Annotated in this window: 14 protein-coding genes and 1 other RNA gene; 6 read left to right on the plus strand and 9 right to left on the minus strand. The window is 63.4% G+C overall.

The window, feature by feature from the left end; all coding sequences use genetic code 11:
• The 5 genes from P8014_RS03875 to P8014_RS03895 all read right to left on the minus strand — a co-directional run.
• Positions 1-659, minus strand: a 659-nt coding sequence (locus P8014_RS03875) for an ABC transporter ATP-binding protein (protein WP_337815991.1), incomplete at its 3' end; no start/stop codon positions are given.
• Positions 656-1,408, minus strand: a complete 753-nt coding sequence (locus tag P8014_RS03880) for an ABC transporter ATP-binding protein (protein WP_337815992.1) — start codon at positions 1,406-1,408, stop codon at positions 656-658. The genes P8014_RS03875 and P8014_RS03880, both read right to left, overlap by 4 nt.
• A complete protein-coding gene (locus P8014_RS03885; RefSeq protein WP_337815993.1) occupies positions 1,405-2,412 on the minus strand; it encodes a branched-chain amino acid ABC transporter permease in 1,008 nt (335 codons plus the stop codon). The genes P8014_RS03880 and P8014_RS03885 overlap by 4 nt, the downstream gene beginning before the upstream one ends.
• Positions 2,409-3,275 (minus strand): branched-chain amino acid ABC transporter permease, encoded by an 867-nt coding sequence (locus P8014_RS03890; RefSeq protein ID WP_337815994.1) that lies wholly within the window; start codon positions 3,273-3,275, stop codon positions 2,409-2,411. The genes P8014_RS03885 and P8014_RS03890 overlap by 4 nt, the downstream gene beginning before the upstream one ends.
• 12 nt (positions 3,276-3,287) lie before the next feature.
• Positions 3,288-4,574: an ABC transporter substrate-binding protein gene (locus P8014_RS03895; protein ID WP_337815995.1), complete on the minus strand. Its 1,287-nt coding sequence runs from the start codon at positions 4,572-4,574 to the stop codon at positions 3,288-3,290.
• A gap of 512 nt (positions 4,575-5,086) precedes the next feature.
• Between P8014_RS03895 and ffs the strand changes: the two genes are divergently transcribed.
• The 6 genes from ffs (at position 5,087) to P8014_RS03925 (ending at position 9,937) form a co-directional block, all read left to right on the plus strand.
• Positions 5,087-5,183, plus strand: an RNA gene (gene ffs / locus P8014_RS03900) — signal recognition particle sRNA small type.
• A 51-nt stretch (positions 5,184-5,234) separates the two neighbouring features.
• Positions 5,235-6,935, plus strand: a complete 1,701-nt coding sequence (gene dnaX / locus P8014_RS03905; protein WP_337815996.1) for a DNA polymerase III subunit gamma/tau — start codon at positions 5,235-5,237, stop codon at positions 6,933-6,935.
• Positions 6,936-6,944: 9 nt separating this feature from the next.
• The gene (locus tag P8014_RS03910; protein ID WP_337815997.1) at positions 6,945-7,271 is read left to right on the plus strand and encodes a YbaB/EbfC family nucleoid-associated protein; all 327 of its coding nucleotides are present in this window, start codon (positions 6,945-6,947) and stop codon (positions 7,269-7,271) included.
• 7 nt (positions 7,272-7,278) lie between these two features.
• Complete coding sequence (recR, locus tag P8014_RS03915) at positions 7,279-7,875, plus strand: recombination mediator RecR (RefSeq protein ID WP_337815998.1); 597 nt, start codon at positions 7,279-7,281, stop codon at positions 7,873-7,875.
• Positions 7,876-7,916: 41 nt separating this feature from the next.
• A complete protein-coding gene (locus P8014_RS03920; protein WP_337815999.1) occupies positions 7,917-8,261 on the plus strand; it encodes a histidine triad nucleotide-binding protein in 345 nt (114 codons plus the stop codon).
• Between the two features lie 317 nt (positions 8,262-8,578).
• On the plus strand, positions 8,579-9,937 hold the full coding sequence (locus P8014_RS03925) for a glycosyltransferase (RefSeq protein WP_337816000.1): 1,359 nt from the start codon (positions 8,579-8,581) through the stop codon (positions 9,935-9,937).
• Positions 9,938-9,941: 4 nt separating this feature from the next.
• On the opposite strand, the gene P8014_RS03930 is transcribed toward P8014_RS03925, so the two are convergent.
• The 4 genes from P8014_RS03930 to P8014_RS03945 all read right to left on the minus strand — a co-directional run bounded on the left by P8014_RS03930 (position 9,942) and on the right by P8014_RS03945 (position 12,771).
• Positions 9,942-10,196, minus strand: coding sequence for a hypothetical protein (locus P8014_RS03930; protein WP_337816001.1), 255 nt, complete (start codon positions 10,194-10,196; stop codon positions 9,942-9,944).
• 27 nt (positions 10,197-10,223) lie between these two features.
• Entirely contained in the window at positions 10,224-11,132 is a 909-nt protein-coding gene (rsgA, locus tag P8014_RS03935) for a ribosome small subunit-dependent GTPase A (protein ID WP_337816002.1), read from the minus strand.
• Entirely contained in the window at positions 11,129-11,458 is a 330-nt protein-coding gene (locus tag P8014_RS03940; RefSeq protein ID WP_337816003.1) for a 4a-hydroxytetrahydrobiopterin dehydratase, read from the minus strand. The genes rsgA and P8014_RS03940 overlap by 4 nt, the downstream gene beginning before the upstream one ends.
• Positions 11,459-12,045: 587 nt before the next feature.
• Positions 12,046-12,771 (minus strand): hypothetical protein, encoded by a 726-nt coding sequence (locus P8014_RS03945; RefSeq protein ID WP_337816004.1) that lies wholly within the window; start codon positions 12,769-12,771, stop codon positions 12,046-12,048.
• Positions 12,772-12,780 lie beyond the last annotated feature (9 nt).

The raw sequence follows: 12,780 nt of genomic DNA on the forward strand, positions 1-12,780 counted from the left end.
TCCTGTGCAGGCCCCTCGTGCACGATCTTGCCGTTGTCGATGACGTAGGCTCGGTTGGAGACTTCCAGCGCCATGAAGGCGTTCTGCTCGGCGAGCAGGATGGAGCTGCCCTCGCGGGCCATTTCCCCGATCAGCGTGTAGATCTCCTGCACGATCTTGGGCGCGAGTCCCTGCGAGGGTTCGTCCATGATGAACAGATCGGGGTTGGTGATCAGGGCGCGGGCCACGGCGAGCATTTCCTGTTCACCGCCGGAGAGCTGGCCGCCGGCATGACGGCGCCTTTCGTGAAGGCGCGGGAAGAATTTGTAGACTTCCTGCAGGTTCCAGCGCCCGCGGCGCTCGGCCGGCACCGCCAGATTCTCTTCCACGGTCAGGTCCGGGAAGATGCGCCGGCCCTCGGGGACGTAGCCCACGCCAAGGCGGGCGACGCTGTGCGGCGGCAGCTTCTCGGCGCGTCGGCCGGCGATGGTGATGGTGCCCTGCGTGCGGTTGGCCAGGCCCATGATGCCCTTGATGGTGGTGGTCTTGCCGGCGCCGTTGCGCCCCAGCAGACAGACCACCTCGCCCGGATTCACGGTCAGCGAAACGCCGTGCAGGATGTGGCTCTTGCCGTAATTGACGTGCAGTCCGTCGACTTTCAGCAGTGCTTGGTCGTTCATGCGGCGCTGCCCCCCAGATAGGCTGCCTGCACCCGTTCGTCGTCGGCGATTTCCTGCGGCGTGCCTTCGGCAAGCCAGCGGCCATTGTCGAGAATCGTGATGCGCTGCGCGAGATTGAAGACGAGGTGCATGTCGTGTTCCACGAATAGCACCGTGAGGTCGAATTCCTGGTGCAGTTGGCGGATGAGCTGCACCATGTGCTCGGTTTCGTGGTCGCTCATGCCGGCGGTGGGTTCGTCGAGCAGGAGCAGGCGCGGGCTCATGGCCAGCGCCATGGCCACTTCCACCACGCGCTGGTCGCCATGGGCCAGCTCGCCGACTTCGCGATAGGCCTTGCTGGCGAGCTGCGTCGCTTCCAGCAGTTCGTCGACGCGTCGGCGCACGGCCTGTTTCTGCGTGGACCCAAGCCAGGGACGCAGACTGATGCCCATGTCGGATTCGACGGCGATGCGCAGGTTCTCGTAGACGCTCAGTTCCTTGAAAATCTCGGTGATCTGGAAGGTCCGCACGATGCCGGTGCGTACGCGCTGTTCGACACTCTGCTGGGTGATCTCGTCATCGTTGAAATGGATCGAGCCGGTGGTTGGCGCGAACATGCCGCTGATGAGGTTGAACAGCGTGGTCTTGCCGGCGCCGTTGGGGCCGAGCAGGGCGCGGATTTCGCCTTTTTCGACCTTGAGGTGGATGTCGGACAGCGCGGCCAGCTGGCCGAACTTCTTGGATACGTTCTCGACGTTGAGCAGGCTCATGCTTTGACCCTCACGCGAAGGATGCCGAGCACGCCCTTTGGGAAGAACAGCACGATGAGGATGAACATCAGGCCGAGCAGGCTCATCCAGTTGTCGGTGTACGAGCTGAGGAGGTTCTCGGCCACGACGTAGATACCCGCACCCAGCAGCGGCCCCCAGAAACTGCGCATGCCGCCGAGTACGCACATCATCACGAAGTCGCCGGACAGGGTCCAGTGCAGCGCTGCGGGCGAGATGAAATTGTTGAGCTGGGCGTAGAGCGCACCGGCAAGGCCCGCGATGAAGCCGGAGATCGTAAAAGCGATCCACAGCAGCGTCCCCGCCTTGACGCCGAAGAACTGCAGGCGCCGCTCATTCTCGCGTACCGCGATGAAGGCGTGACCCAGCGGCGATCTGAGCAGGGCGGCGACAAGCGCGGCCACCACGGCGAAGCAGAACAGCGTCAGGTAGTAGTAGTTGATGCCGCTCAGCGGCACCGTCATGGTGTCGAAGTGCAACGGTTGACGACTGAAGCCCAGCAGGCCGTCTTCGCCGCCGGTGAAACTGTTCCAGTTGACGACGATGAAATAGAAGGCCTGGCCGAAGGCGATGGTGATCATGGCGAAATAGATGCCGCGCAGGCGCACCGCGATCGGTCCGAGGATGGCGGCGATGACGCCGCCGGTGAGCATGCCGATGAGCAGCGCCAGCGGGGTGCTGGGCGCCAGGTGCATGAGCGTCTCGCCCGCCGCGTAACCGCCCAGACCGAAGAATGCGGCCTGGCCGAAGGACAGGGCGCCGGCGTAGCCGAGCAGCAGGTTGAGCCCCATGGCCGCCATGGCCAGCACCAACACGCGGGTGGCCAGCAGCGTGTAGCCGCCGACCAGCGGCATCCACAGCGGTGCGGTCAGCAGTACCACCCAGACGATGGCGTGCGGCAGATAGGCACGCAGATCGCGTTGCTTGGGGGACGAAGGCAGGGTTAGGTGGGGCGACGGGGTGCTTTCAAACTCTTTGGCCGTCACTCGAAAACTCCTTTCTTGCCAAGTAGCCCGCGCGGGCGAATCGCCAGCACCAGGGCCATGATGAGGTAGATCACCAGCTGGCTGGCCTGGGGGTAGAACGCACTGGTCACGCCCGAGGCGACGCCGATCAGCAAGCCGCCGAGCAGGCTGCCGAGCAGGCTGCCCACGCCGCCGACGATGATGGCGACGAAACTAGGCATGATCAGGGCATCGCCCATCTGTGGGGTCAGGCCCTGCCAGCCGGCGGCGAGAACGCCCGCGATGCCAGCCAGGAAGATGCCGGCGGCGAAGCTGATCGCGCGTAGCTGGTAGATGTTCACCCCGAGTGCGGCGATGGTGTCCAGATCGGAGGCGCCGGCGAGAATGCGCAGACCCACCTTGGTGTAGCGCAGGAACAGCAGCAGTCCGATCGAGAACGCCACCGCGATGGCGAGGATGAGCACGCGGTAGCCGGTGATGAAGAAATAGGTCTGGCTGAGCGCGCTCTGCAGGATCGCAGGGGTCTGCAACGGCAGCCCCTGCGCACCCCACACCGTCCTGATCATGTCCTCCATGATGAGGACGAGCCCGAAGGTCAGCAACAGGCTGAACAACGGGTCCCGCCCATAGAGGCGTCTGATCAGGAAACGCTCGACCAGAACACCGAGAACTGCCGTGAGCAACGGTGCGACGATCAATGCTCCGAAAAAGCCCAGATACGGTAGCAGCGTGTAGGCGAGATACCCGGCCAAGGCCAGGAATCCGCCATGGGCGAAGTTGATGATGCGGTTCAGGCCGAGGATGAGAGACAGTCCCATGGCCATGAGTGCATAAAACACGCCCAGCAGCAGACCGTTGAGCACGTTGAACAACAACAGTTCCATGCGTGAACCCTCTTAGCTCGGCATGCTCATGTGGCAGCCCTTCTGGGCGGCACTCTGAGCGATGGATGCGCCGGGTTCGTAGTTGAGGACGTTGAACAGGTCCGGATAGCTGCCGCCGGACTTGACCTCGCCGGCGAAAATGCCGGCCATGAGCTGATGGTCGTCAGCACGGAACTTGAGCGTAGCCGGCTCCAGACCGACTTCCGGCGGTAGCTCCATGCCGCCCATCACGCGGGCGACCTTCTTCGCATCCAGGCTCTTGGCCTCGGTCGCGCCCTGAGCGATGGAGTGGGTGGCTACGTAGCCGAACCAACTACGCGCGGTCGGGTACTCGCCGTTGTAGCGCTTGCGGTAGCTGTCGACGAAATTCTTGACGTGCGGGGTGTTGGGCTGGTTCCACCACCACTCGAAGCTCCACGCGCCGACGCGCGCGGATTCCGGCAGCGCCTTGAGCACTTCCAGTTCCATCATGCCGCCGGCCACGCCGAACTTGTGCTGCAGGCCGAACTGGTTGACCTGGGTCAGGGCGTGCACGAGGTCGTCGCCCGCCTGCAGGATGATCAGGCAGTCGGGCTTGGCGGCCTGCGCCTGGATCAGGTAGGACGAGAAGTCGGTGGTGCCCAGCGGGGCCAGGGCGGAGCCCAGGACGGTGCCGCCGTTGGCCTTGAGGATGCTCTCGAAGGCAGCCTGCTCGGTTAGTCCGAAGGCGTAGTTGGGGGTCAGGAAGTACCAGCGCTTGCCGTACTTCTTCATCAGGGTGTCGGCGATGCCGGCAGCCAGCATGTAGGTGGTGGTGCAGACGCGGAATGTGCTCCAGTTGCAGTACTTGCCGGTCACGGGAGTGGCGTGGCCGCCGGAGTCCACGAACAGGGTGCCCATGTCCTTGCTGGCCTGTTCGATGGCTTCGGAAACGGCCGAAGACACGGTGCCTTGCAGGAAGTGTACGCCGTGCTGACTGACCAACTGGTGTGCCTTGGAGACGGCGAGGCCGGTCTTGGACGCGGTGTCGGTCACGATCAGTTCCAGTTCACGGCCGAGCACGCCGCCGGAGCCGTTGATTTCGGCGGCCGCCATCTGGGCGCCGCGGGTCTGGTTCTTGCCGAGTTCGGCATAGGTGCCGGTTGAGGGGTTGAGTACGCCGATACGGACCTTGTCGGCGGCCTGGGCGGCGCGCGTACCAAGCCCGAGGGTTCCAGCGGCGGTCAAGGCCGCGCCGGCTTTCAGGAACGTGCGTCTGGAAACCGGCGAAGATTGATCGTCTTGGTGGTTCTGGCCGGATGGATGCTTCTTGTCGGTCATCGTTTCCGTCTCCTCAAATTAAATAGTAGTTATTCCTGACCTTGGCAGCTTTGAGCTGACTTGCGGATTCTAGACAGGCTTTTTCAATTAGCAAGGCATGCCGCCTCGGTCTGATTTCATAATGCGGATTGAACGGGACGGGAGGGCTGTAATTTCATGTTTTTATAACTAAATGATAATAAAAGATAATTTTCTTGTGTGATTATTGTGTTCTTGCCGCTCATGCACGGTTTCGGTGCGTCGGATCTCACGGTTTGCGCATCACGATAACCAAGCCGCGGAGCCTGGCCTGGCATGCCGGCGGGGCGGTAGAGGGCGCGATTGACGTTCCCTCCGGCGACCCAGTAGGATGCAGCGCTCGTTTGACCGCGCTGTGATGCTTTGGTTCGCGCGGCCGGCAAGATGTGCGAGAATTCGCATGCCGGTTCTGGCGCGCCGCCGCGCCGGATACGGAACCGTTCAGGTAAAAGCGTGTCGAGGCGTCTGTTGTGCGCCTGAGTTTATGGTGGCCCGTATCGGTCCCCCGCGACGATAAGCTGTGAACCCCGCCAGGCCCGGAAGGGAGCAACGGTAACAGTGGACTCGGGCGCCGGGGTGCGCTGGTACGGGCCGCCTCCAATTCTGTATAGTCTCGGGCTTCCTTTCTCACCGATCTAAGGCATGACCTACCAAGCCCTGGCGCGCAAGTGGCGACCGCGGAACTTCGATCAGTTGGTCGGACAGGCGCATGTGCGCCGTGCGCTGGTCAATGCGCTGGAAACCGGCCGTATACATCCCGCCTATCTGTTCACCGGCACGCGGGGTGTCGGCAAGACCACGCTCGCCCGTCTACTGGCCAAGTGCCTGAACTGCGAGCAAGGCGTGAGCGCGCAGCCCTGCGGCGAGTGCGAGGCCTGCCGTGAGATCGAAGAGGGTCGATTCATCGACCTGATCGAGGTCGACGCCGCTTCGCGCACCAAGGTCGAGGATACGCGCGAACTGCTGGAGAACGTGCAATACGCTCCGGTGCGCGGGCGCTACAAGGTGTACCTCATCGACGAGGTGCACATGCTCTCCGGGCACAGCTTCAACGCGTTGCTCAAGACGCTGGAGGAGCCGCCGCCGCATGTGCAGTTCCTGCTGGCGACCACCGATCCACAGAAAATCCCGCCGACCATACTGTCGCGCTGCGTACAGTTCGGCCTCAAGCGTATTCCCGAAATCTCCATTGCCGAACATCTCGGGAACGTTCTGGAACGCGAGCAACTGCAGAGCGAACCGCGTGCGCTGCAGTTGCTGGCCGAGGCCGCCGACGGCAGCCTGCGCGATGCGCTGAGTCTGCTCGACCAGGCGGTTGCCTACGGCGGGGGGCAGGTGGGTGAGGCCGAGGTCCGCGAGATGCTCGGCACGATCCCCCGCGATGCCGTCTACCGACTGCTGCGTGCGCTTGCCGCGCAGGATGGTCCTGGATTGCTGGCGGCTGTGGACGGCCTGGCCGAGGCGGCCGCGGATTTCGGCTCGGTGCTGGTCGAGTTGCTGAGCGTGCTGCACCGCCTTGCGGTGCGGCAGGTGGTGCCCGCCGCAGCCGAAGCCGCAGAGCCGGAGCTTGATGAACTGGCCGCCGCGCTCAGCGCGGAAGACGTGCAACTGTACTATCAGATCGCCCTGCTGGGGCGTCGCGATCTGGCGCTCGCCGGTGATCCCCGCAGTGGTTTCGAGATGATCGCGCTGCGCATGCTCGCATTTCGGCCGCAGTCGGCGGGAGCAGGCGGACAGCCCGCGGCAGGCGGAGGAAGCGCTGCTGCGGCTCAGCGACCGTCGTCTGCGGCCGCTGCTCCACAGCCGCGTCCGTCCGAGCCGCCTGCCGCAGCCCCGCCGCCGCGCGCCCCTGAACCGCCTGCCGCATCGCCTCAGCCCGCTCCCGCGAGCCGGGTGGAGGAGGCTGCCGGCGCCCTGCCGGTGGCGGCGATGCCCGCTGCTGCGGTTCCGGACGATTGGGCGGGCAAGGTAGCCGGTATGCGCCTCGGCGGAGTGGCGGGCCAGCTGGCGAGCCATTGCACGCTGGAAGGCATCGATAGCGACCGCTATCGTCTGTGTATCGCGCGCAGCTCCGAGCATCTGCTGATCGACCGGGCGAAACAGCGTTTGAGCGATGCGATAGAAAAGCTCGAGGGCCGTCCCATGCGCCTCGAGATTCGTGTGGTTGATGCGGTGGGTGATACGCCGGCAGTGCAGAAGCAGCGGGCCGATGAGGCCAGGCAGGCGGATGCCGAAGCGGCGATCGAGGCCGATGAGGCGGTGCAGAACATGCGCGCTCAGTTCGACGCGCAGGTCGTGCCCGGTTCGGTGCGGCCGCGTATGGATGTTGACGACAATCAGTAGAGGATTTCAGTGATGAAGGGTGGAATCGGAGGCCTGATGAAGCAGGCCCAGAAGATGCAGGCCGAGATGCAGAAGGCCCAGGAAGAGCTGGCGAACATGGAAGTGACCGGACAGTCCGGCGGCGGACTGGTCAGCTTGGTGATGACCGGCAAGCACGAAGCGCGCCGCGTGACCATCGATCCCAGCCTGCTGGGCGACGACAAGGACATGCTCGAGGACCTGGTCGCGGCGGCGATCAACGACGCCACGCACAAGATCGAGGCCGCGACGCAGGATCGATTCTCGAACATGGCCTCCGGCGTCAATCTGCCGCCGGGTTTCAATCTGCCGTTCTGAAGCGACGATGTCCGCCAGCCCTCTGCTCGATCAGTTGATCGAGGCATTGCGCTGCCTGCCCGGGGTCGGTCCTCGCTCCGCAGGGCGTATCGCCTATCATCTTCTGGAGCGCGATCGCGAGGGGGCGCTGCGCCTGGCCGACGCTTTGCGCGAGGCGGTGGAGAAGGTGGGGCATTGCGAACGCTGCCGCAATTTCAGCGAGACGCCGCTGTGCACGATCTGCAGCGACACGCGGCGCAACGGCGAACTGCTGTGTGTGGTGGAAAATCCCGCTCAGTTGGCGGCCATCGATCAGGCTACGCATTTCCGCGGTGTCTACCATGTACTCATGGGGCGGCTGTCGCCGCTCGATGGCATCGGCCCCGAGGACCTGGGGCTGGACCGGCTGGAGGAGCGCCTGCGCGAAGGCGAGGTGCGCGAGCTGATCCTGGCGGTGAGCCCGACGGTGGAGGGCGAAGTCACCGCCCATTATCTGAGCGAGATGGCGCGTGCGCTGGACATTCGCGTCACCCGCCTGGCGCAGGGCGTGCCGATGGGCGGCGAACTGGAGTCGCTGGACAGCGGTACGCTGACGCAGGCCTTCGAGCTGCGGCGCGATTACTGACGTGCTCTCATGAAAACGAGTTCCCGATGGAGGTTGGTTAGATGAGCGATTGCCTGTTCTGCAAGATCGCCGGCGGCGAGATTCCGGTCGAGTTCGTGTATGAGGACGATGACGTCGTGGCCTTTCGCGACATCAATCCACAGGCTCCGCTGCACGCGCTGGTGGTGCCGCGCCGGCACATCGCGACGCTGAACGACGTGCAGCCCGAGGACGCCGAACTGATCGGGCGCATGTATCTGGCGGCGCAGCGTGTGGCGGCCGATGCAGGCGTGGCGGAGCCCGGCTACCGCACCGTTTTCAATTGCAATGCACAAGCCGGCCAGACCGTGTTCCACCTGCATCTGCACGTGCTCGGCGGGCGTGCCATGCAGTGGCCGCCGGGCTGAGTCCGCCGCGTTCCGGCGTATTTCCCGAGGCCTGTTCAGAAGGCCGTTGCGCAGCTTCGCGCATTGTGATCTATTAGCGCTCAAGGAGCCCCCGTCGGGGGCTTCGAGGCTTTTTTCGAGTATTCCTTTCGCCTCCGAGGTCTGATTCAGCGCGTCGCAAGCGCTGTTTCGCAGTCCGTCAGCCGCGTCCGCGGCATCTGCCCAGGTTCCTTCGTTCTCGTCCGGTTGCGTGCCGTCGTGAACGCGCTCGTGTGCGTGCCAGCCGAATCCGGTTACGGGCCGATTCCCCGAGGCGACCGTTTGCACCTAGGGTCGCTATGTTGAACGAATCCAATCGAAGTCCCGCGCTGCCCGGTGTCATGCCGGTGCTGCGCGTAGCGGAATTCAGTCTGTGGTTGGCGTACGCGGTGTTGCTGGCGGTAGCGCTAGGCCTGCTGTATCGCACGGTGCTGGTGGACATGGCGCACGCTCAGTCCCTCGGGCTGGAGCGCCATGTCTGGCTCAAGCCCGTGTTGCTGGTCGCGCTGTGCTGGTCCGTGCCGGTAACGGTGCTGCTGTTGGTCAAGACTCGGTTGTGGTTGCACTATCGTCCGGTGCCGCCGCTGGAGCCGGCGAATGCCCCGCCGCTGACCGTCGTGATCCCGGCTTACAACGAAGGCGCCATGATCGAGAAGACCATCGATTCGGTTGCCGCGTCCCTGTATCGGCCCGAACGCTTGCAGATCGTGGTCGTCGACGACGGTAGCCGTGACGATACCTGGGAGTATATCGAAAGGGCCGCGCTGCGCTACGGAGACAGAGTGGAGGTGGTGCGCTTCGAGCGTAACCAGGGTAAGCGAGCTGCGCTTATGGAGGGGTTTCGGCGTGCACGCGGCGAGGTCGTGGTGACCATCGATTCGGACAGCGTCATCGGCGCCACGACGCTGTTGGCCATGGCGGCACCGTTCGTCGATTCGCGCGTCGGCGCGGTGGCGGGCAAGGTGTCGGTGCACAATCTGAATGAAGGCCTGATTCCGCGCATGCTGCGCTTCGCCTACGCTTTGTCCTTCGACTTCCAGCGCGCGGCGGAATCGCAGTTCCGCACGGTCTATTGCAGCCCCGGAGCGCTGGCCGCCTACCGCACCGCGGCACTGCGCGAGGTGCAGGATCGCTGGATGGCGCAGACCTTTCTGGGTTCGCCGTGCACCTTCGGCGAGGATCGGGCGCTGACCAACTACCTGCTCGAGAAGGGCTTCGATTCGGTCTATCAGGGCAATGCCGAGGTGCGCACGCTGGTGCCGACCACGTATGCACGGCTGTGCAAGATGTTCCTGCGCTGGAACCGCAGCTTCGTGCGCGAGGAGTTGCGCCTGGCACGCATCGTCTGGCGCAGGCCGCTGCGCTATCGCCTCATGGTGCTGTGGGATAAACTGACCACGAACCTGCGCTATCCGATCCACTACGCGAGTCTGGTCGCGCTGGCCGTACTGCTGGCGGAGGATTCGGCGTTGCTGCCGCTGACGGCGTTGGGCATCGCTTTGAGTGCGTTGCCGTTCATGCTTTTCTATTTGCGCAGCGAGCGTTCATGGGCGGCGCTGTACGGCTTGCCGTACGCGTTCTTCACCATATTGGCGCTGTCGTGGATATTGCCGTATGCGTTGCTGACGCCACGGGCGCGGTCCTGGCTGACGCGCTGAAGGCTTAGCCGTTTTGCTGCAGTGCGGTAGGTGAGGCACCGTGCGCGTTGAAACGCGTGTCGTAGCCGCGCCGGTTGATGTCGCCTGCGCTGAGCATGATCGCCATCAGAGCGTAGCCGACGAGGGCGAGTGTGCCGTTGCGGCGCAGCGCGGCGCGTCGGCTGCGGGCCAGCCCGAGTCTGGGGTCGTAGAGGCCGAGCAGTGTCAGAGCGCTGAAGGCAAGGGCGACGATCAATAGCAGTACGGTCAGCAGGTGCATGTTCATGCCTCATATAGAGGCCATGAATCAGGCCGAGTTCCCTTCCAGTTCCAGGAAACTGCGCAGTCGGCTGGGAGGGATACGGCCGGTTTCGGCGGCGGCCTTGACGGCACAGCCGGGTTCGGCGCGGTGGCGGCAGTCATGGAAGCGGCAATCGTGCGCGCATTCGGCGATTTCCGGGAAGCTGGTGGCGAGATCGTCCGCGGTTGGCTCGTAGGGCGCGAAATCGCGCACGCCGGGCGAGTCGATCAGATCGCCGCCGGAGGACAGTGCATAGAGATGCGCGACGGTGGTGGTGTGGCGCCCTTCGCCACTGATTGCCGATAGTTCGCCGATGCGGATTTCGAGCCCCGGATCCAGCGCACGGGTGAGCGATGATTTGCCGACGCCCGACTGTCCGACCAGCAGGCTGGTGCGCCCGTGCAGGTGTTCGCGCAGGGTTTCGATGCCGTCGCCGTTCTTTACGCTGGTGCGTAGTACCCGATAGCCGAGTCCGGAATAGAGTGCTTCGGTATCCGCGATCAGACCCTCTGCCGGAGACTCCGACAGATCCGACTTGTTGATGACCAGGAGTGGCGTGGCCGACAGTGCGGCGATGGCGGTCAGGTAGCGGTCGATGATTCCCCAGTCCGGAGAGGGCCGGGGGGCGATGACGATCAGTACCTGATCGATGTTGGCGGCGCCGGCGTGCGGTCGGCCACGGTGGTCGGGGCGGACCAGCACGTTTTGGCGCGGTTCCAGGGTGGTGGCCACGGCCTTGTTGTCGCCGTCGTCTGTCTCGTAACTTACGTAATCGCCGCAGACGGACACGCGCAGGTGCGCAGGGCCGTGTTTGACCAGATTGCGGCGCGAGACGGCGCGCAGAAGCTCGCCGCTTTCGGTGCGCAGGATCAGTTCTGCACCGAAGCGGGTAACGACGCGCGCCCGCCCGCTCACAGACCGTCCATCTTGGCGGCGCAGATGAAGTCGTTGTCGGACAGACCGCCGATGGCGTGCGTGCTGTAGCCCACGCGGCAGCGGTTATAGCCGACTTCGAGGTTCGGGTGATGGTCTTCACGGTGTGAGATCCAGGCGCCGGCGTTCACGAAGGCTATGGTCTCGTAGTAGTTGGCGAAGCGGAACTCGCGGACGATTTCCTTGGCATCAGCAGATAGCGACCAATCGGTGTGAAGCTGCGCCAGCAGATCCTGGGCCTGTTCGTGGGTCAGCGGCGCGACGCCGTCTTCGTAGGGAGTGCAATGGCGTTGGGTCAGATCCGACATGGGAGCCTCCTCTGATGCTGTTACGGCGCAGCGTTTCGGGTTGGCACTTTAAGGGGGAAGTGTGGGTGGGGTCCAGCCGTTCGCTGGATTGTGTTCCTCGACAGGGCTGCTTTGACCTCGATTCTAGGTGATGTCGGCAAGGAGAATTATTTGAGGGTAGGAGTTTGTTTCGGGCGGGATTCGATGTTATGGGGCGACTGCCGATACGCAAAGCGCTCGCATTGTCTTGCGTTCTGCGTGCTTTTCGGACGCGAATCAGCGATTCCAGTCTTGAGTTGCTTGGGCGACGCGCCCGAGCCCCGTTGTTCAGCACATCCCTGTGCAGCAGCCCCAGCAGGGTCTGGGGAAATTTAGTTCAGGTGCCAGAACTGTCTGTGTCGAAAGGATCTTAGCCGTTTTCTAGGTGTCACCGATTTCAGCCTTCTGTGAGCCGTGCTTTGAGAGGAACTGTGACCGGGAGGACGCTGCCGTGCATCAAGGGTGCTTTGTATTTACCCAGGACGTAGATTGGGGTAAGTGAAGCGCACCTCGATATTATCTATATACCCACATTCGGGTCCGTTGCACACATCCTCAACCCATGCGACTCATGCTTCGGAAAGCGGTTTGCTGTCGTGAGTGATGCTCAGGATGCCGTTGGCCGTGAAGTTGAGGGCGATTTTGTCGTAGTGACGGTTGGTGGAGAAAAGATACTGATACTTCGCGATAACGGCATCGATCTGGGCTTGAGACGTGGCCGCCGCGTATTCGCGTTGGAAGGGTATGGATTTGTTCATCTCGACCATATGCGACGTTAGTGCATATGTGGTGTGCAGTGTCCGCTCCATCACCGGATTGTTTTCCAGTGCCTGCTTGAATTCCGCAGAGTAGGGGTAATCGGCCGGTAACTGGATTTGCCCCGCGGTGTCGTAGGTGATGTTCGCGGGAGGGGCTGGGATACCGTTGTCGGCCAGGAAACCCGGCATGTGTGCCGATATGTAGTCGGACAGGGCATTGATGTTTTTCTGGCTTGGAAGCAGCAGAGGCACGGAATCCAGCGTCACGTGCTGGTTGGCTTGTGGTGCGAAGTAGGACTCGATGTCGAGTTCCGTCGTGCCTTTTGTAGTGTCGAATTCAGCCTTGGCATCACTCCCGGAGGACGCGCGGGGAAGGCTGGATTGGGTCGAGGCAGCGGCGTAGAGGTCGAGTGCGGCCCGGCAAATACTGACCGTGTCGGCAGCATTTGTCGGCGACGCGGTCGAGTATTGCCGGCCCGATGAAGAACGCGCCGGCGCGGGAGAGAAGAGCAGGGAAGACGTGGGTTGAACGTTCATGGCCTATCT

Source organism: Acidihalobacter sp. (genome assembly GCF_037381185.1).
Taxonomy (GTDB): domain Bacteria; phylum Pseudomonadota; class Gammaproteobacteria; order DSM-5130; family Acidihalobacteraceae; genus Acidihalobacter_A.

What these genes read in the sequence shown, in the direction of transcription:
- dnaX (WP_337815996.1), top strand. Translation starts at nt 5,235, where the DNA reads ATGACCTACCAAGCCCTGGCGCGCAAGTGGCGACCGCGGAACTTCGAT.
- P8014_RS03945 (WP_337816004.1), bottom strand. Translation starts at nt 12,771, where the DNA reads ATGAACGTTCAACCCACGTCTTCCCTGCTCTTCTCTCCCGCGCCGGCG.
- P8014_RS03880 (WP_337815992.1), bottom strand. Translation starts at nt 1,408, where the DNA reads ATGAGCCTGCTCAACGTCGAGAACGTATCCAAGAAGTTCGGCCAGCTG.
- P8014_RS03920 (WP_337815999.1), top strand. Translation starts at nt 7,917, where the DNA reads ATGAGCGATTGCCTGTTCTGCAAGATCGCCGGCGGCGAGATTCCGGTC.
- P8014_RS03930 (WP_337816001.1), bottom strand. Translation starts at nt 10,196, where the DNA reads ATGCACCTGCTGACCGTACTGCTATTGATCGTCGCCCTTGCCTTCAGC.
- recR (WP_337815998.1), top strand. Translation starts at nt 7,279, where the DNA reads ATGTCCGCCAGCCCTCTGCTCGATCAGTTGATCGAGGCATTGCGCTGC.
- P8014_RS03940 (WP_337816003.1), bottom strand. Translation starts at nt 11,458, where the DNA reads ATGTCGGATCTGACCCAACGCCATTGCACTCCCTACGAAGACGGCGTC.
- P8014_RS03890 (WP_337815994.1), bottom strand. Translation starts at nt 3,275, where the DNA reads ATGGAACTGTTGTTGTTCAACGTGCTCAACGGTCTGCTGCTGGGCGTG.
- P8014_RS03895 (WP_337815995.1), bottom strand. Translation starts at nt 4,574, where the DNA reads ATGACCGACAAGAAGCATCCATCCGGCCAGAACCACCAAGACGATCAA.
- P8014_RS03925 (WP_337816000.1), top strand. Translation starts at nt 8,579, where the DNA reads ATGTTGAACGAATCCAATCGAAGTCCCGCGCTGCCCGGTGTCATGCCG.